The following is a 16583-nucleotide window of genomic DNA, read 5'->3' as shown; positions in this document are numbered from 1 at the left end:
CTTGCATCACGGGCCCTTTGTCCGTTTCAAGGTTACAATTCTGGTTACAATGATGGTTACAACTGAGAATAGGGAATGCTGTGAACGTTCGTCATCTCGTGAATCGGTCAGGGCGATATCACGCGCGGTTGGTGGTTCCGCAGGAGCTCCGCAAGATTGTCGGAAAGACTGAACTTCGTACGCCTCTTGGCGGTGACTACCGTCAGGCGCTCAAGCTTCTCCCCGGGGCTGTGGCAAGTCTACAAAATGAGATCTCAGTTGCTCAGCGAAAATGTGCGAGCAAATCTACTCGGAATGGTGAGCATACGGTTGCGCGCTACCCACTGACGCCGCAACAGATTGCCTTTCCTTTGTTGCAGTAAATGCTATCGAAAGAGCGGTATCAAACCGTGACAGGTCCACAACGTCTATGAAGCTCTAGTCACCAATTGCGGATCGTATTTCGACTAATTGGGCTCGGTAGAATTTTGTGCGATGTCAGTGCAAAATTTGCTCTCCAAATTGTCAAAATTGTCGTTGTCCGCCGAACTGACAAAGCTCTCGGGTTGCAGTCGCAATGCAATTAGACTAGTATACCAGTCATGGAGCATGAGACTCACTCACCAACCGACAAACTGCAAGTTCTGGTCTTTGGGACGGGATTTGCTGGGCAGGGTCATACAGATGCCTTTCGTGCCACGGGGGCAGATGTAGTAGGACTCGTTGGACGGACCCAGAGCGTCGTTGACGACGTCGCAGAGCGCATGGCCATTCCCTTTAGTGGGACCAATTGGCAGGAGGCGTTAGAAATCTGCAAGCCGGACATTGTGTCTATCGCAACGCCGGGCGGTGCGCATTATTATCCCATCAAACAAGCCATTGCGTTTGGCTGTCATGTCTTTTGTGACAAGCCAATGACCGCATGCGGTGAGACAGCCTTGGAGCTTTATCAACTCGCTTGCGACAAAGGGTTCAAGACGGCTTATGCAGCGAGCTTTCGGTATACGCCAAGTGTTTTGCACGCCAAGCTGCTGGTCGCAGAAGGTGCGATTGGCGAACCTGTAGAGGTCGAGTGTATTTCTCATTTCAATCTTGAACGTGACATCCCGTTCGGTTGGTCGCACCGGCGCGAAGAGGGTGGCGGTCGGCTGAACAACAACTTCACGCACACGCTGTCGATTGTGTCCTCGATCCTTGGGGGTAGGGTCTCCAAAGTCATTGGTGAGGTGCGCGATGATTTGGGCCGGGCGCCAATTGTTGAGGGGGTTCACAACTTCATGACGCGGCGCGATTTCATTCCTAAAGACCTTGATGATCCTACCCTTGAATGGGGGGCCAGCGATGTGGAGTGGTCCTATACCGTCATGACGCAACACGAGAGCAGTTTTGCCACCAAGCCCGTGTCCGTTCTGTTTAAGCACGGCGGGCTGGTCCCGCGATTTCATGACGACCACATTGTGATCTACGGCACCAAGGGTGCGATCTATCTGAAGGGGCATTACGGCAGCGGAGAGCTCTCTTTGTACGAACAGGGCAGGGGGTGGGGCACCGTGACAATGCCTGAGGGTCTTGCCGCGACGATTCCGGACGTCTTGGGCGAAACCGAACAATGCTGGCACTATCTCGCGCGCGAGTTTGTCAAAGACATTCAAGGCGAACCTGGCGCCCCATACCCCACATTCAAAGACGGCAGTCAGTATCAAATGCTGATCGATATCATCCGTAAAAACGACAATTGGACCGATGTTTCGCATCTGGCCTGAAGAAGGAATTGAGACATGAAAATCACCGGTGCAAAGGTCTTTGTTGGCGGTCCAAAAAAGAACTATGTAACGCTTAAGATCATGACCGATCAAGGCGTTTACGGCTTGGGTGATGCGACCCTAAACAACCGTGAAACGCTGCCCGCGCATTACTTAGAGCAATACTTGATTCCCAACTTGATCGGGATGGATCCACGCAACAGTGAGGACATCTGGCAGTTCATGTACCGTGGGGCTTATTTCCGGCGTGGTCCCATCGCGATGGCCGCCTTTGGGGCTGTCGATATGGCGCTTTGGGACATCAAAGGCAAGCTGGCGAACATGCCGGTCTATCAGCTATTCGGCGGCAAGAGCCGCGAAGGGGCGATGGTCTATGCCCATGCCACGGGGGCTGATCTTGAAGACCTGACAGATTCGATCACAGGGTATGTTGAAGAGGGCTATAAGGCGGTGCGCGTGCAATGCGGCATTCCCGGCATGCCCACCGCCAGCTATGCGGTGCCTGAAACCAAGGGTCAGACCAAAAACTATATTAGTGACTTTTCTGGTATCCGCCCGAAAGTCGAAGTTTGGGACAGTGATCGCTATATCCGATATATGCCTGGCGCGCTGGCTGAGATCCGTGATCGGTTTGGCCCAGAGCTGCACATCCTTCATGACGTCCACCACCGTTTGACCCCGCGCGAGGCGGCGGAGTTTGCCAAAGCGGTCGAGCCCGTGCGCTTGTTCTGGATGGAAGACCCAACACCTGCGGATGATCAAGATGCCTTGCGTTTGATACGCCAGCATTCGACCACGCCGATTGCGATTGGCGAGGTGTTTAATTCAATTTGGGACTGCAACAAGTTGATCGAAAATGAGCTGATCGACTACATCCGCGTTGCGGCCACCTATGGCGGCGGGATCACGCATTTAAAACGCATCATCGATCTCGCTGGTTTGCACCACGTAAAAACAGGGTTCCACGGCGCGCCAAGCCATTCGCCGATTTCGATGGCGGCACAAGCGCATCTGAACGCATGGGCACCGAATTTTGGTATTCAGGAATACCTTGTCTTGGGCACGCCCGAATGTGACGCGTTGTTCCCGTCTGAGCACCGTATGGAAAACGGAATGGTTTACGTCAGCGACGCGCCAGGTCTAGGGGTCGATTTTGATGAAAAAGAAGCCGCGCGCTATTCCTATCAGCCGGGCAGCCATCCTGTTGTGCGCCTACAAGACGGAACGATGTGGGATTACTGATCCTACAAACCACCCACTTGGGCGAGACGTCTAGGCTCTATCCATCGCTGTAGAGCCGACGTCGTAACGCTAAACCTCTCCGCCATCCTTCTGCACAACGGCCATGGGCGATGCACTCATTCAGCGATTTTGGCGCGTTTCCAGTTGCCGGTGTAAAGGCGGCGGTGGAAGGCGGGGAATTTGATCAGCTCTTCCCAGAATAGCAGCGACAGAACCCAGAACGCAGACAGATCGAAATACAGCACAGCCAGTGCAGTTGCGGGCACGCGAAACAGCCATTGGGTCCAGACGAATAGGTGCATGATATAGATGGTGTCGCCGCTGGCGCGCAACGTGTTGCCGCAAATCGCGTTTGACCCTTTTGGAAACGGGAGGACGATGAGTATGGGCAGAAATGCCAAAAGAACCATACGGGTTTCAGTGTTGAGATCGGCATAAAGCGTGTTCGCGGACAAGCACACCAGAAGGTAAATGATCGAGACAATCGCAGCCGCGATGAAGGCCCCGCGCCAAGCTCTGCTTAGAAACCGATCCAAGAGCGCCTCGCTGCGGTTTTGTCCCAAAAGCTGTGCCACAAAAATACCTGTCGCCTGCGACCACTGCATGCCAATCGTACCTGCCACCATGATCCATGGCGCAATGATCGTCATCGCCGCGAATTCATTCAGGCTTAAGCGCGCATAGATCAACGCACAGACCTGAGCGGAAAAAACGGCGCTCATAAACGTCGCAGCAATGGGCAGGGAGAATGCGACGTGGCGTTTGAGCGTTTTGCGAAAGTCTGACTGCCGCCACCCTTCGACGTGGCGCAAATGCCCGTCAAGTTGGAGCAAGCGTATGAGCAGAAATCCAGCCTGAACCACGACAGCAACCGCGCTGCCCATGGCGGCCCCTGCAACGCCGAAGGCTGGGAAGCCGAAATATCCATGAATCAAAATGATGCTTAACGTCACGTTGATCGGCAACGACAAGCAAAAGCTGTAAAGGGGCAGGCGGGTGCGACCACAGCCGTTGAAATAGCTCGATAAACACTGGCCAATCGCTTCGCCCACGATGACAAACGAGAAGATCGCGAGGTAATCTTTTGACAGCGTCGCGGCCTCAAGGCTTGGGGCTGTGGCGTCAATCAAGGTGCCGCCTGTTAGGATAATCACGCCAAGCCCAAAACATCCGACAAGCAAGCTGATGATCATGCCTGAGGCCAGCGCGGATTTCAAAAAGACCGCGTCGCCCGTACCAAAAGCCTGCGCTGTGCGGATTTGCATGGCGTTTGCGAAGGCCAAAATACCACCCAAAACAAAGCCTGCGATTGCTGCGGCCAATCCCATGGCGGCCAGAGCCGTTTCTCCCAGCGATGAAACCAAGTAGGCGTCAATCACAACGGTGCCGTGTAGCATAATCGCCTTGAGTGTCATGGGCCAAGCCAGCGCAAAAACGTCTCGCGCTGTTGGATCAGACTTAAGTCCTGAGGGGGTTTCGGCCGACTTGGATAACATTTTGTCTAGGTGTCCCGATGCGAAGCCGGCTTAGTGGACTTCCAAGACGCGCCCAAATGTTTACGCGTCTTTGTTTATAAAATAGCTCGCGTTCATTTCTGAGATTTGTTCGATTGTCTCATCCAAACGTGACAAGTGAAGCACGCCAGCTTTGACCGCGCGTTCGGCGTCATGTGCCTTCACCGCGTCTGCGATTTCGCGGTGATCGGCGACGAGATCAAGCATGCGCGCCTCTTTTGACAGGCCCAAACGACACAGCCGATCGACCTTTGATTTCTCGACCCAAATGACTTCGAATGCGAAATCCGCTTTTGCAATCTCACAAAGGGTTTCGTGAAACGCATAGTCAAGCGCACCGAACCCAACGAGGTCTCCCGCTTCGATCACATAATCTTGTCGTTTCAGGCAGGCATCCAATTTCGCCCCGCCAGCAGCATCACAGTGTTTTGCGGCGCGTTGCAGCACTTCTTTCTCAACTGAGGCACGCACAAAGCGCGATTTTTCAATCTCTCTCATCGAAAAACGCATGACCTCTGTCGCACGTTGGGGACGGATCAGCAGCAGATCAAGGTTTGCCAATCGGCTAAACGCATCGCGCACTGGTTGACGGGATACCCCAAAGCGCGCGGCAATTTCAGCCTCAGAGATTTTGTCACCTGGTCGAAGGCGAAGTGTCGAAATCTCATCGTAAAGGTAGTCGAAGATGTTATCAACGCGGGGGCGGCGATCACCAACATAGGGGGCCTGAGCCATTACATATTCTCCCTTTGTATTGAGCCGAACGAGTGGCATGACCAACCAGCGGCGGGTGAGTGTTTTAGATGAGTGAATGCAAACCCATTCGCGCCCAAGGTGACATGAAACTCGGCGCCCAGCAATGTACCAAGCCGGCGGTGTCGTTCAATTCCCAACATTTTTTTCTTTCTTTTTAGGTGCGTTAAGTCTCGCACGACCATCCTAACGGAAATTTATCTGGTATACCAGTAGAAAGACTAGTATACCAGCAATGAAGAAGCGACGAATCTTCAGAATTTCGACGTTCCGCAGGAGGCGGAGCCACTAGGGAGAAAAGTGATGTCAGGTGTCAGTCTACAGGGGCTCGTAAAGGCCTACGGTGCTGTTCAAGTGGTCCATGGGATCGATTTAGAGGTGATGGAAAAAGAGTTCGTCGTTTTGGTCGGCCCGTCTGGTTGTGGAAAATCAACGACGCTCCGCATGATCGCTGGCTTGGAAGAAATCAGCGGTGGCGATCTAAGCATCGACGGTCGCCACGTGAACCGTGTTGCCCCCAAAGACCGCGATGTCGCGATGGTGTTTCAGAACTACGCGCTTTATCCGCATCTCGATGTGGCTGAGAACATCGCGTTTGGCCTGCGCATTCGTAAAGAAAGCAAAGAAGTCATTGCCGACTCTGTTGAAGAGGTCGGCGAAATTTTGGGCCTGACCCCGTATCTTGAGCGCCGTCCTGCAGACTTGTCCGGCGGTCAACGTCAACGGGTTGCAATGGGACGCGCTATCGTGCGCCGTCCAAAGGTTTTTCTGTTCGACGAACCCCTTTCTAATCTCGACGCCAAACTGCGCACCCAGATGCGTGCCGAAATTAAACGATTGCACAAACGCCTTGGTGTGACGTCCATTTACGTCACCCACGATCAGGTTGAAGCCATGACGCTCGCGGACCGGATTGTGGTGATGAACGATGGCCGGATTGAGCAAATCGGCACACCGATGGAATTGTTCCTGAATCCTGTGAACACCTTCGTTGCAGAGTTTCTTGGCTCTCCGCCGATGAACATGGTCAAGGCCCGCATTGCCACCTCGAAAGACGGTCCTTTTGCAGAATTTGGCGATCAAAGTATTCCGCTCGCGGACCTTGAGGCGCTCAAAGGTGCTGACGGGAAAGACGTGATCCTTGGGATCAGACCGGAGTTTGTAACGGTTGCAGAGGCAGGGGACCCGAGTGGCGTTCCTGTTGAAGTGGACCTGATTGAGACCCTCGGCTCAGAAGCTTTGATCCACGCCAGCCTGCAGGGCACGCCCTTTGTCATTCGGACAGGCACGGTTGGGCAAATGGATGTTTTGGACGGAGTCTCAGGCTTCAAAATCGAACCGAACTTGATTCGCATTTTTGATGCCGAATCCGGATTGGCACTGCCCGGACAGGTGTTGGTACAATGAGCAAGGATCCCAACGGTACCAGCGCGCAAGCCAACCGGTTGGCAGCGGACATCCGGCGCCAAAACAGACCCAGCACACTTGTCCGCATAGGTGAGCATTTGCGACGCGAATGGCAGCTTTATGCGATGTTGTTGCCGACCATCATCTGGCTTTTGGTCTTTTTGTATAAACCGATGTATGGGCTGCAAATTGCCTTCAAGGATTACTCGATTTTCCGCGGCGTCGCGGGAAGCCCGTGGGTTGGCTTTGAACATTTCCATAGCTTGTTTAACAACGATCAGTTCCTGCGGGCCTTGAAAAACACCATTATCATGAGCGCATACGGGCTGCTTTTTGGCTTTCCCGTGCCGATCTTACTGGCCTTGATGTTCAACGAAGTTCTAAACCAAGCGTTCAAGAAAACGGCCCAGACGATCGTCTATCTTCCGCACTTCATCTCATCCGTGATTATTGCCGGTATCGTCATCACGTCCTTCTCGCCCTCGGCCGGGATCGTGAACACTATACTCGGGTGGTTCGGGATGGACTCGATCTATTTTCTGACCAAACCCGAATGGTTTCGACCGATCTTTATCGGGACAGGCATCTGGCAAGAGGCGGGGTTCCAATCCATCGTTTATCTTGCGGCCATCGCTGGTGTCTCCCCAACGCTTTACGAATCTGCAGTTGTTGATGGGGCGACCCGTTGGCAGATGATGTGGAAGATTACGGTGCCGTCGATCATGGCGACGATCATCATCATGTTGATCATCCGCATCGGCAATATCCTCGAGATTTCGTTCGAGATGATCATCCTGCTGTACCAACCAGCGACTTATGAAACGGCGGATGTGGTGAACACCTTTATCTACCGACAGGGCCTACAGGGCGGGCAATACGACTTTGCCGCTGCCGCAGGTCTGTTCAACGCAATCGTGGCCTTCATCCTCGTGATAACCGCCAACTCGATTTCAAAGCGCTATTCGCGCACATCACTGTGGTAGGGGAGGGAAAACAATGTCGAATATGAATCTCTATTCACGCGGCGACAAGCTTTTCGTGATCATAAATATGTTCCTGATCGCGATCTTCACGATCTCTGCCTTGTATCCTTTTATCTATATCGCGTCTTTGTCGATGAGTACTGGTTTTGAGGCCCGTGCAGGCAACGTTATCCTGACGCCAGTTGGCTTCACGCTTGAGGCCTATAAGCAGGTGCTCAGCGAACCGTTGTTCTGGACCAGCTATAAGAACACGTTCATCTACACGATCTTTGGCACGTTGATGAGCTTGGCTTTCGTGATCCCAGGCGCTTATGCCCTGTCACGTCCGCAGCTTTATGGTCGCCGGTTCTGGAACCTGACAGTCGCTTTTACCATGTGGTTTCACGCCGGCCTGATCCCGTTCTTTCTGAACATGCGCGATCTTGGACTGCTCGACAGCTATTTTGGCATCATCGTCGGATTTGCGGTCAGTGGTTTCAACATTATTCTGTTGCGCAACTTCTTTGAAGCGATCCCCCAATCCTTTGAGGAGGCGGCGCGGATGGATGGCGCGAATGAATTCCAAGTGCTGTGGAAGGTCTACATGCCGCTGTCCAAGCCTGCCATCGCGACGGTCGCACTGTTTTGCATCGTGTCGCGTTGGAACGGCTTTTTCTGGGCAATGGTCTTGTTGCAAGACGAAGACAAAATCCCACTGCAAGTCTATCTGCGTCACGTCATCGTCGAACTGTCTGACGATGAAGAATTCGCCAATTCGCTGCTGACCTCGGCCTATTCGTTCGAGACGGTCAGCGCCGCGATCATCGTCTGCTCGATCATACCGATCCTGCTGATTTACCCCTTCCTCCAAAAGTATTTCAGCAAGGGCATCTTGCTGGGCGGAGTGAAGGAATAACACCACCAACAAAACCAATAAAAACAACGTTTGTACCCAGGGAGAAAACTATGAAAAGACTATCGCTAACGCTTGCCATTCTTGGCACCACGGCCTTTACGGCCCCCGCATTTGCCGACGGACATCTCAAGATCGTTGATGAACCACTGGAACTGACCATTCACATGCACTGGCCGCGTGCCCAAGGGTATGGCGTTGGCGGTTCACCAAGCGAGATCTACCCAGTTGAAGAAGCTGCGCGTGAAATGACGGGTATTCACCTGACGGACGCAACAGCTGGGCGCAACAGCACCGACAGCCTTGAGGCGATGAATTTGTTGATCGCGCAAGGCGATATGCCTGACATCGTTGGCGGTCATTTGATCAAACAGCCGGTGAACGAATTTGGCCCGCAAGGGGCGTTCATTCCGCTGAACGATCTGGTCGCTGAACACGCGCCAAACATTCAAGCGTTCTGGGATTCACACCCTGAGGTTTTGGCCTCGATCACGGCATATGATGGAAACTATTACTACATCCCGTACCTGCCTGACGGCAAATATGGCCGCGCTTGGTTTATGCGTCAGGATTGGCTTGACGCCTTGGGTCTAGAGCAGCCACAAAACGTGGCAGAGCTTGAAGCCACACTGATTGCCTTCCGCGATCAAGATCCAAACGGCAATGGCGAAAAAGACGAAATCCCATATTTCGCGCGCCAATGGGAAGAAGTGAACCGTCTGCTGACGCTTTGGGATGCGCGGTCTTCCGGCTCAGACACCTACCATGATTTTTACATCACGGATGGCGGAACCGTTGAGCATCCATATGCGCAAGACGCCTATCGCGACGGTATTTCGAACATCGCGCGTTGGTATGCTGAAGGGCTGATTGACTCTGAAATCTTTACCCGCGGCTCATCCTCTCGTGACTTCCTGCTGTCGGAAAACCTTGGGGGTTTGACCCACGATTGGTTTGCCTCAACGTCCGGCTACAACGGCAAACTTGCGGACAAGATTGATGGCTTTAACTTCATCCCGTTCCTTCCCCCGGCCTCTGCCGGTGGCGTGCGCATGGAAGAACACCGCCGCATTCCTGTGAAACCAGATGGCTGGGCCATCAGCCACACCAACGATCACCTGGTCGAGACGATCAAGTACTTTGATTTCTGGTTCACCGAAGAGGGCCGTCTTATGTCCAACTTCGGCGTTGAAGGCAAAACGTGGAACATGGTCGACGGCCAGCCTGTCTTTACCGACGAGGTTCTGAATTCCGATGCCGCGATCAATAGCCAGATGTATCTTGAAGGCGCGCAAATTCAGCGCGGGTACTGGCAGGATTACCGCTATGAATGGCAGTGGACGGCTGAAGCCGCCCGAAAAGGTATCGAGCTTTATGATACCGAAGACCTGCTCGTAGATCAGTTCCTTGGCGTCGCATTCACTGAAGATGAACAGGCGATCTATGACCGTCATTGGCCGTCCTTGCGCACCTACATGCTTGAACGCAATCAGGCGTGGATCTTGGGCACAGGCGACGTTGTCGAAGATTGGGATGACTACATCGAGACGATCAACGAGATGGGCTATGAGGCGGTGCTTGAAGTCATCAATGCAGCCTACGTTCGTCAGTACGGCTAGGCCTGCGTAAATCATCACGTGTGGCCGGTGCAATGTCGGCCGCACGTTCTTTTCAAACCGATGACCTAAAGGATCTCAAATGTCCGCTCAATCTCTTCCAGTGCTCGACGAACCCAAAGCAGGCCGTTTGACGATCCAATACACGCCGAACGAAGACACTCCGATTGTCGAAAATCCGCCAAGGTTTTCGTGGCTTCCCGTCATCGAAGACGAAGCGCATTACATGGTGCGTATTTCGACCGATCCGAAGTTTTCGCCCAAAGCGACACAGGTTTTCGCGTCCATTCCATTGAATTTTTTCACACCAGACGTGGCCTTGCCAACTGGCGACTATTACTGGTCATATGCCGTATGCGACCCTGACACAAACGCGCCCGCCACAAAGTGGAGCAGCACGCGCAAGTTCACCGTCACAGACGATCTGCCAGAGACGGCGTTGCCGTCGCGCAAGGCACGGTTTGATAAGGTGGAAACCGGCCACCCGCGTTTGTGGATGACACCAGATCGGCTTGCGACGTTTCGCGACGCGGTGAAAGCTGACCCAACCCACTGCACGTGGTCGACCTTCTATGAAAAATCCGTGCTGCCGTGGATGGACCGCGAAGTCATGCGTGAACCCGCCGGCTATCCCGACAACAAGCGCGTCGCGCCCGTGTGGCGTCAGACCTATATCGACCTGCAAGAAGCGTGGTACGCCATTCGCCACCTTGCCATTGGCGGGTCCGTCACGGGTGATGCGGATTTGACTGCGCGCGCCAAAGAGTGGCTCCTGGAAGTCGCGTCATGGGACCCGATGGGCGTCACGTCCCGGGCTTATACAGATGAGTGGGCGTACCGGACGACCAATGCTTTGGCGTGGGGCTATGACTGGCTGTACAACGACATGTCGCCAGATGAACGCGCGACTGTGCGCGCCGCTTTGATGGCCCGCACCCGCGACATTGCCGAACACGCGATCAACAATGCCAAAATTCATCTGTTTCCCTATGACAGCCACGCCGTGCGCTCGGTCTCGTTGACGCTTATCCCTGCCTGCATTGCATTGCTGGGCGATGACGACGATGAGGAAGCCCGCGAATGGTTGAATTACTGCATCGAATTCCTGTTCACGGTCTACACCCCATGGGGTGACACGGACGGTGGCTGGGCCGAGGGCACGAACTACTGGATGATGGGCCTCGCCTATCTGATCGACGCCGCGAACCGGTTAAAGTCGTTCACGGGCCTCGATCTGTACAAGCGTCCGTTCTTTCAAAACACAGGCGACTTCGCGCTGTATTGCAAAGCGCCGAACACGCGGCGCGGCACCTTTGGCGATGACAGCACCCAAGGCGATTTGCCCTGTATCAAGACTGGCCTAAATCTGCGCCAGTTTGCGGGTGCGACCGGCAAGGGTGAATACCAATGGTATTGTGACGAAAACCTGCGGCTGAATCCAGGAACAGAAAAGGCCTTTTACAATTGGGGGTGGTGGGACACCCATTTCGATGAATTGGTTTTCCAAACCGATTTCCCAGTGGTCAAAGCGACGCCGCCTGAAAGCGGTTTCCGCCACTTCAAAGGCATCGGCTGGGTCGGTGTGCAACACGCGATGGATGATCCTGACAACCACATCCAATTCGTGTTCAAGTCGTCTCCGTTCGGATCGATCAGCCACAGCCACGGCGACCAAAATGCATTCTGTCTTTCAGCTTACGGCGAAGACCTTGCCATTCAATCTGGGCACTATGTGGCGTTCAACTCATCCATGCACCGCAACTGGCGACGCCAAACCCGATCCAAAAATGCGATCTTGATCAATGGCAAAGGCCAGTACGCCGAAAAAGATAAAACCAAGGCGATGGCCGCAACCGGCAAGATCATCGCGGCGGAACAACACGAAGATCACATCTTTATTCACGGCGATGCCACAGCGGCTTACCAAAGCCTGTCGCCTGAAGTGACGCGCGCCGCGCGCAAAATCTATTTCGTACGCAACGACTACTTCGTGATCGTCGATGAGGTGGACGCCGAAACGCCGGTCACCATCGACTGGTTGTTGCACGCCAACGCTCCGTTTGAGCTGGGTAAAACGTCATTTCGCAACACGGGCGAACGGGCTGGCTTTTATGGTCAGGTTGTTTGGTCCGAAGCGGGCAAACCGGACATCACCCAAAACACCGGTTTTCCCGATGTCGATCCCGCGGAGTACGATGGCCTCCCTGTGAGCACGTGTCTCACTGCCAAGTACCCCGCGGCGACTCGGCATCGCATCGCAACTCTGTTGGTGCCTTACAAACGTGATGCGCCGAAACGGATTTTCAATTTCCTAGACGACCAAGGCTATGACGCCGACCTCTATTTCACAGATGTCGACGAAAACACCTTCAGGGTCGTCATGAAAAAACTTGCCAATACTTAACATTTATCTGCCGGAACATCCGGTCGACTGGAAGGATACGAATATGAAACTTCAAGGAAAAACAGCGATCATCAGTGGTGGCGGCCGTGACATCGGTTTGGCCGTCGCACGCAAACTTGCATCAGAAGGCGCAAGCGTTGCGATCAACTATTTTTCAAGCAGCGAAGGGGCGGACAAGGCCGTCGCAGACATCACCGCCAGCGGTGGACGCGCGTTTGCCATGCAGGGTGATTTGACCAAACAAGCCGACGTTGACGCGCTGGTGTCAAAAGCCGCGAGTGATTTTGGCAGCGTAGATATCCTTGTGAACAACGCCGGCGGCTTGATCTCCCGCAAGACCATTTCAGAAATGTCGGTTGAGCATTGGCAGGCGGTGATGGATTTGAACCTGACCAGCACGTTCTTGATGACCAAAGCCTGCCTTGAGCACATGGACGAAGGCGCGATTGTGAATCTTGCCAGCCAAGCGGGTCGCGATGGTGGCGGAGCAGGTGCCGTTGCCTATGCAACATCCAAAGGCGCTGTAATGACGATGACCCGTGGTTTGGCCAAAGAGCTCGGCCCCAAGGTTCGTGTGAACGCGCTGTGCCCTGGCATGATCGACACTGATTTCCATAACATTCACACGCCAGACGCGGGTCGTCGTGGGTTCGAAGCTGCAGCCCCCTTGAAGCGCCAAGGTCACACTGATGATGCGGCCAACCTCGTCTTGTTCCTTGCTTGTGACGACAGTGCGTTCATCACCGGGACAAACATCGATCTGAACGGCGGAATGCTGTTCTCATAACGACACGTGAGGATGTTTTATGTCTGATTTTCCAGTTGTCCCAACGGGCGAAAACGTAACACGGCAAGTGTTGTCTGATCATCAAGAGTTGATGGTGGTTGCCTTTCGCTTTGGCGATGCGGGCGCAGTTGGGGCTTTGCACAGCCATCCCCACGTGCAGTCCACCTATGTTGAAAGCGGTCGTTTCCGCTTCACCATGGGGGATGAGAAACGCGAGGTCGGTCCGGGCGACAGTTTCGTCATCCCGTCGAACGTGATCCACGGCTGCGTTTGCTTGCAGCCCGGAACATTGATCGACTGCTTCACGCCGCGTCGGGACGACTTTTTGTGAAAGGTCGAAGCACCAGATGCGTATGTTAGCAATCGGAGAATGCATGGCTGAGATGGCGCCTTCAGAAACTCCGGGCGATTTTCGTCTGGGGTTTGCTGGCGACACGTTCAACACCGCGTGGTACCTTGCGCGGCTCAATTCCGACGTCGACGTCGCCTATTTCACAGCTGTGGGCGACGATGCTATATCGCAACAGATGCGCGCAGCCTTTGTCGCAGCGCGCATTGATGACAGCCACGTCCAAGTGGTGAAAATCAGCACCGTTGGCCTTTACATGATTTCGCTTTCGGATGGCGAACGTAGCTTTTCATACTGGCGGGGCCAATCTGCCGCGCGGCAGATGATGCAGGACGCAAGCGCGTTGGAACGTGCAATTGCAGACGCGGACCTCGTCTATTTCTCGGGTATCACTTTGGCCATTTTGGACGAACCTTCGCGCGCGCGTCTTTTTGCGGCCTTGGGTGCTGCCCGTGTGGCAGGCAAGACCATTGCTTTTGATCCAAACCTTCGGCCGCGCCTTTGGTCCGACACGCCCGTGATGACGGACGCTATCATGCAAGGTGCTGCCGTAAGTGACATCGCTCTGCCGTCGTTTGAAGATGAGGCCACGTGGTTTAACGACTGCGATCCCGAGGCCACCGCAGACAGATACGTCGCAGCCGGAACTACGACGGTTGTCGTCAAGAACGGCCCCAATCCTGTGTTCTATCACCAAGACAAGCGTCGCGGTTCGGTGCTCGTTCCCCCATTGAACACGGTCGTCGACACGACGGCGGCTGGCGATAGTTTTAATGCGGCAATCCTTGCCGGTTTCATGGCCAAGACCGATTTTACAGACAGTATCCGCGTGGCCTGTCGCGTGGCTGGAGCGGTCGTACAGGGCAAGGGCGCGCTTGTGCCCATCGAGTTGAGCTTGCGCGCATGATCACTCCGATTTTGAAGGACACTCCTATGGCCAATCCGCCCCTTGCCGAGACCATAACACTTGCACCCGACACGCTTTCTTTGTTGTCAAACGCCAGCACCGCCACCATTGCGACTTTGCTGTTCAAACGCGGCTATCACAACGCCTATGTGCAGGGCGTTGTGCCTATGGGGGCAGGCAAGAAAACACTGGTCGGGCCTGCTTATACGCTGCGCTATATTCCGACGCGTCCCGACACTGATCCGTTTGACGCCTTTCGCGAACAAGACCACCCGCAGCGCGTCGCGATCGAGGAATGCCCCGAAGGCGCGGTTCTGGTGATGGATTGCCGCGGCGATGCCTCCGCTGCGTCTGCTGGGTCGATCCTTCTGACACGCTTGCAAGTGCGCGGCGCAGCAGGGGCCGTCACCGATGGCGGCATTCGCGACGCTGCAGGTGCGGGCGCGCTGGACATGCCGGTCTTTGCTGCCAAACCCTCTGCGCCCACCAACCTGACCAAGCACCACGCCGTTGATATCGGCCGCCCGATCGCCTGTGGCGGCGTCGCGGTCTATCCGGGCGACATTGTGCTTGGTGATGAGGACGGCGTGATGATCATCCCGCGCCACCTTGCCGATGAGCTAGCGCAAGAAAGCGTCGGGATGGAACTTTTTGAAGCCTTCGTTCTTGAAGAGGTCAGCAGGGGTGTGCCGATTTTAGGCCTCTACCCGCCAACGCTACCGGATACATTGGTGCGTTTTAAAGCTTGGAAATCCAAGACTTAGGATTGGCTTGAGGGTGTAGATTGGAATGTTTTTAAAGGAATGTTGACTCAAGGCATAATACTAGTATACCACATTGGGAGAGTTGACAGCAGGGCATCACACCTCGTGTCCGCAGTGAACGAAAACAGGGATCAAAGCTTAACAGTTACTAAACAATCAGAGTGATAGGGAGGAACCTAACTATGATACAAAGAAATTTCTCGAGACACCTACTTGGTGCTGCGGTTGGTATGTCCATGGCCTTAGCCGGGTCGATGGCGTCAGGGGCTGACTTGCGTGGATGGAACATCCATGTTGAGGATTACCCTGTATCGATCGCAATGGAATCTTTCATGGCAGAGGTCACTGAAAAAACCGGCGGCGAAGTCACAGGCAAGATCTACCACAACGGCGTTTTAGGCAGCCAGCCGGATGCAATCGAACAGATCCGTCTTGGGATCATCGACTTTGGCGAATTCAGTCTGGGCCCAATGGGTCAATCCATTCCTGAAACCAATGTTGTTTCGTTGCCGTTTATCTTTAAATCCATCCCGCAAATGTATGCGTTGATGGATGGCGAAGTTGGCGATGCTATCGGCGCAGGAATGATTGAAAAAGGTATGGTGCCGCTCGGATGGTACGATGCTGGCGCACGCTCTTTTTATAACTCAGTTCAAGCTATCAACACACCAGCGGATGTTGAGGGTCTAAAAGTTCGAGTTATGAGCAACGATCTTTTTGTCGGTATGGTTGAATCTATGGGCGGCAATGCGACCCCAATGGCATTCGGCGAAGTGTACCAGTCAATCAAAACCGGTGTCGTTGATGGCGCAGAAAACAATCCGCCTTCTTATGAATCTACCAATCACTTTGAGGTCGCGCAGTTCTACTCTTTGACAGAACACCTGATTATCCCTGAGTGCCTTTGCATGAGCCTTAAGACATGGGAAAAACTCACGGAAGAGCAGCAAGCGATCTTGAAGGCAGCCGGCCAGACCAGCGCCAATCTTCAACGTGAACTGTGGCAGACTCGCGAAGCGGCGAGCATGGAAGTTGTCCAAAAAGGCGGAACAGTTGTGAATACGATTGCCGACAAAGGTCCATTCCAAGAAGCGATGTCACCGGTTTACGACCAGTTTTTGGCTGCAAATCCAGATCTCGTAGATCTCGTCAATATGATCAGAGACGCAGAGTAAACTAATGCCTTTCGCCCGTTCCCGATATGCGGGCGGGCGAGGGGTCAA

15 protein-coding genes are annotated in these 16583 nt (G+C 54.0%); 13 read left to right on the top strand and 2 right to left on the bottom strand.

Annotated elements, in window-relative coordinates:
* Positions 1-80 precede the first annotated feature (80 nt).
* From ABF287_RS13505 to manD, 3 genes are all read left to right on the top strand, one after another.
* A complete protein-coding gene (locus ABF287_RS13505; protein ID WP_347185524.1) occupies positions 81-362 on the top strand; it encodes a DUF6538 domain-containing protein in 282 nt (93 codons plus the stop codon).
* Between the two features lie 219 nt (positions 363-581).
* Positions 582-1742 carry a Gfo/Idh/MocA family oxidoreductase gene (locus ABF287_RS13500; RefSeq protein ID WP_347185523.1) on the top strand — a complete coding sequence of 387 codons (1161 nt, stop codon included), beginning with the start codon at positions 582-584 and terminating at the stop codon, positions 1740-1742.
* Positions 1743-1757: 15 nt separating this feature from the next.
* Positions 1758-2984 carry a D-mannonate dehydratase ManD gene (gene manD / locus ABF287_RS13495; protein WP_347185522.1) on the top strand — a complete coding sequence of 409 codons (1227 nt, stop codon included), beginning with the start codon at positions 1758-1760 and terminating at the stop codon, positions 2982-2984.
* Between the two features lie 116 nt (positions 2985-3100).
* Here the strand turns inward: manD and ABF287_RS13490 are convergent, their stop codons facing one another.
* Positions 3101-4480: an MATE family efflux transporter gene (locus tag ABF287_RS13490; protein ID WP_347185521.1), complete on the bottom strand. Its 1380-nt coding sequence runs from the start codon at positions 4478-4480 to the stop codon at positions 3101-3103.
* A gap of 60 nt (positions 4481-4540) precedes the next feature.
* Positions 4541-5233, bottom strand: coding sequence for a GntR family transcriptional regulator (locus tag ABF287_RS13485; protein WP_347185520.1), 693 nt, complete (start codon positions 5231-5233; stop codon positions 4541-4543).
* Between the two features lie 321 nt (positions 5234-5554).
* Between ABF287_RS13485 and ugpC the strand changes: the two genes are divergently transcribed.
* The 10 genes from ugpC (at position 5555) to ABF287_RS13435 (ending at position 16535) form a co-directional block, all read left to right on the top strand.
* Positions 5555-6658, top strand: coding sequence for a sn-glycerol-3-phosphate ABC transporter ATP-binding protein UgpC (ugpC, locus tag ABF287_RS13480; RefSeq protein WP_347185519.1), 1104 nt, complete (start codon positions 5555-5557; stop codon positions 6656-6658).
* Positions 6655-7641 (top strand): ABC transporter permease subunit, encoded by a 987-nt coding sequence (locus ABF287_RS13475; RefSeq protein WP_347185518.1) that lies wholly within the window; start codon positions 6655-6657, stop codon positions 7639-7641. The genes ugpC and ABF287_RS13475 overlap by 4 nt, the downstream gene beginning before the upstream one ends.
* Before the next feature lie 13 nt (positions 7642-7654).
* The gene (locus ABF287_RS13470) at positions 7655-8536 is read left to right on the top strand and encodes a carbohydrate ABC transporter permease (protein ID WP_347185517.1); all 882 of its coding nucleotides are present in this window, start codon (positions 7655-7657) and stop codon (positions 8534-8536) included.
* Between the two features lie 50 nt (positions 8537-8586).
* Positions 8587-10152, top strand: coding sequence for a sugar ABC transporter permease (locus ABF287_RS13465; protein ID WP_347185516.1), 1566 nt, complete (start codon positions 8587-8589; stop codon positions 10150-10152).
* Between the two features lie 79 nt (positions 10153-10231).
* Complete coding sequence (locus ABF287_RS13460; RefSeq protein WP_347185515.1) at positions 10232-12553, top strand: DUF4962 domain-containing protein; 2322 nt, start codon at positions 10232-10234, stop codon at positions 12551-12553.
* Between the two features lie 43 nt (positions 12554-12596).
* A complete protein-coding gene (locus ABF287_RS13455) occupies positions 12597-13340 on the top strand; it encodes a glucose 1-dehydrogenase (RefSeq protein ID WP_347185514.1) in 744 nt (247 codons plus the stop codon).
* 19 nt (positions 13341-13359) lie between these two features.
* Positions 13360-13671, top strand: a complete 312-nt coding sequence (locus ABF287_RS13450; protein ID WP_347185513.1) for a cupin domain-containing protein — start codon at positions 13360-13362, stop codon at positions 13669-13671.
* Positions 13672-13714: 43 nt separating this feature from the next.
* Positions 13715-14596: a sugar kinase gene (locus ABF287_RS13445; RefSeq protein ID WP_347185512.1), complete on the top strand. Its 882-nt coding sequence runs from the start codon at positions 13715-13717 to the stop codon at positions 14594-14596.
* Positions 14597-14622: 26 nt separating this feature from the next.
* A complete protein-coding gene (locus tag ABF287_RS13440) occupies positions 14623-15360 on the top strand; it encodes a ribonuclease activity regulator RraA (protein ID WP_347185511.1) in 738 nt (245 codons plus the stop codon).
* Positions 15361-15542: 182 nt separating this feature from the next.
* Positions 15543-16535, top strand: coding sequence for a TRAP transporter substrate-binding protein (locus ABF287_RS13435; protein WP_347185510.1), 993 nt, complete (start codon positions 15543-15545; stop codon positions 16533-16535).
* Positions 16536-16583: the final 48 nt, after the last annotated feature.

Origin of the sequence: Pacificibacter sp., assembly GCF_039769035.1 — a bacterium.
Taxonomy (GTDB): domain Bacteria; phylum Pseudomonadota; class Alphaproteobacteria; order Rhodobacterales; family Rhodobacteraceae; genus Celeribacter.
Note: the sequence above shows the minus strand (reverse complement) of the source record. Positions and strands in the feature narration are given on the sequence as shown.

Excerpts from the sequence above, each read along its gene's own strand:
- ABF287_RS13500 (WP_347185523.1), top strand. The coding sequence starts at position 582 with ATGGAGCATGAGACTCACTCACCAACCGACAAACTGCAAGTTCTGGTC.
- manD (WP_347185522.1), top strand. The coding sequence starts at position 1,758 with ATGAAAATCACCGGTGCAAAGGTCTTTGTTGGCGGTCCAAAAAAGAAC.
- ABF287_RS13490 (WP_347185521.1), bottom strand. The coding sequence starts at position 4,480 with ATGTTATCCAAGTCGGCCGAAACCCCCTCAGGACTTAAGTCTGATCCA.
- ABF287_RS13485 (WP_347185520.1), bottom strand. The coding sequence starts at position 5,233 with ATGGCTCAGGCCCCCTATGTTGGTGATCGCCGCCCCCGCGTTGATAAC.
- ugpC (WP_347185519.1), top strand. The coding sequence starts at position 5,555 with ATGTCAGGTGTCAGTCTACAGGGGCTCGTAAAGGCCTACGGTGCTGTT.
- ABF287_RS13475 (WP_347185518.1), top strand. The coding sequence starts at position 6,655 with ATGAGCAAGGATCCCAACGGTACCAGCGCGCAAGCCAACCGGTTGGCA.
- ABF287_RS13470 (WP_347185517.1), top strand. The coding sequence starts at position 7,655 with ATGTCGAATATGAATCTCTATTCACGCGGCGACAAGCTTTTCGTGATC.
- ABF287_RS13465 (WP_347185516.1), top strand. The coding sequence starts at position 8,587 with ATGAAAAGACTATCGCTAACGCTTGCCATTCTTGGCACCACGGCCTTT.
- ABF287_RS13460 (WP_347185515.1), top strand. The coding sequence starts at position 10,232 with ATGTCCGCTCAATCTCTTCCAGTGCTCGACGAACCCAAAGCAGGCCGT.
- ABF287_RS13455 (WP_347185514.1), top strand. The coding sequence starts at position 12,597 with ATGAAACTTCAAGGAAAAACAGCGATCATCAGTGGTGGCGGCCGTGAC.
- ABF287_RS13450 (WP_347185513.1), top strand. The coding sequence starts at position 13,360 with ATGTCTGATTTTCCAGTTGTCCCAACGGGCGAAAACGTAACACGGCAA.
- ABF287_RS13445 (WP_347185512.1), top strand. The coding sequence starts at position 13,715 with ATGGCTGAGATGGCGCCTTCAGAAACTCCGGGCGATTTTCGTCTGGGG.
- ABF287_RS13440 (WP_347185511.1), top strand. The coding sequence starts at position 14,623 with ATGGCCAATCCGCCCCTTGCCGAGACCATAACACTTGCACCCGACACG.
- ABF287_RS13435 (WP_347185510.1), top strand. The coding sequence starts at position 15,543 with ATGATACAAAGAAATTTCTCGAGACACCTACTTGGTGCTGCGGTTGGT.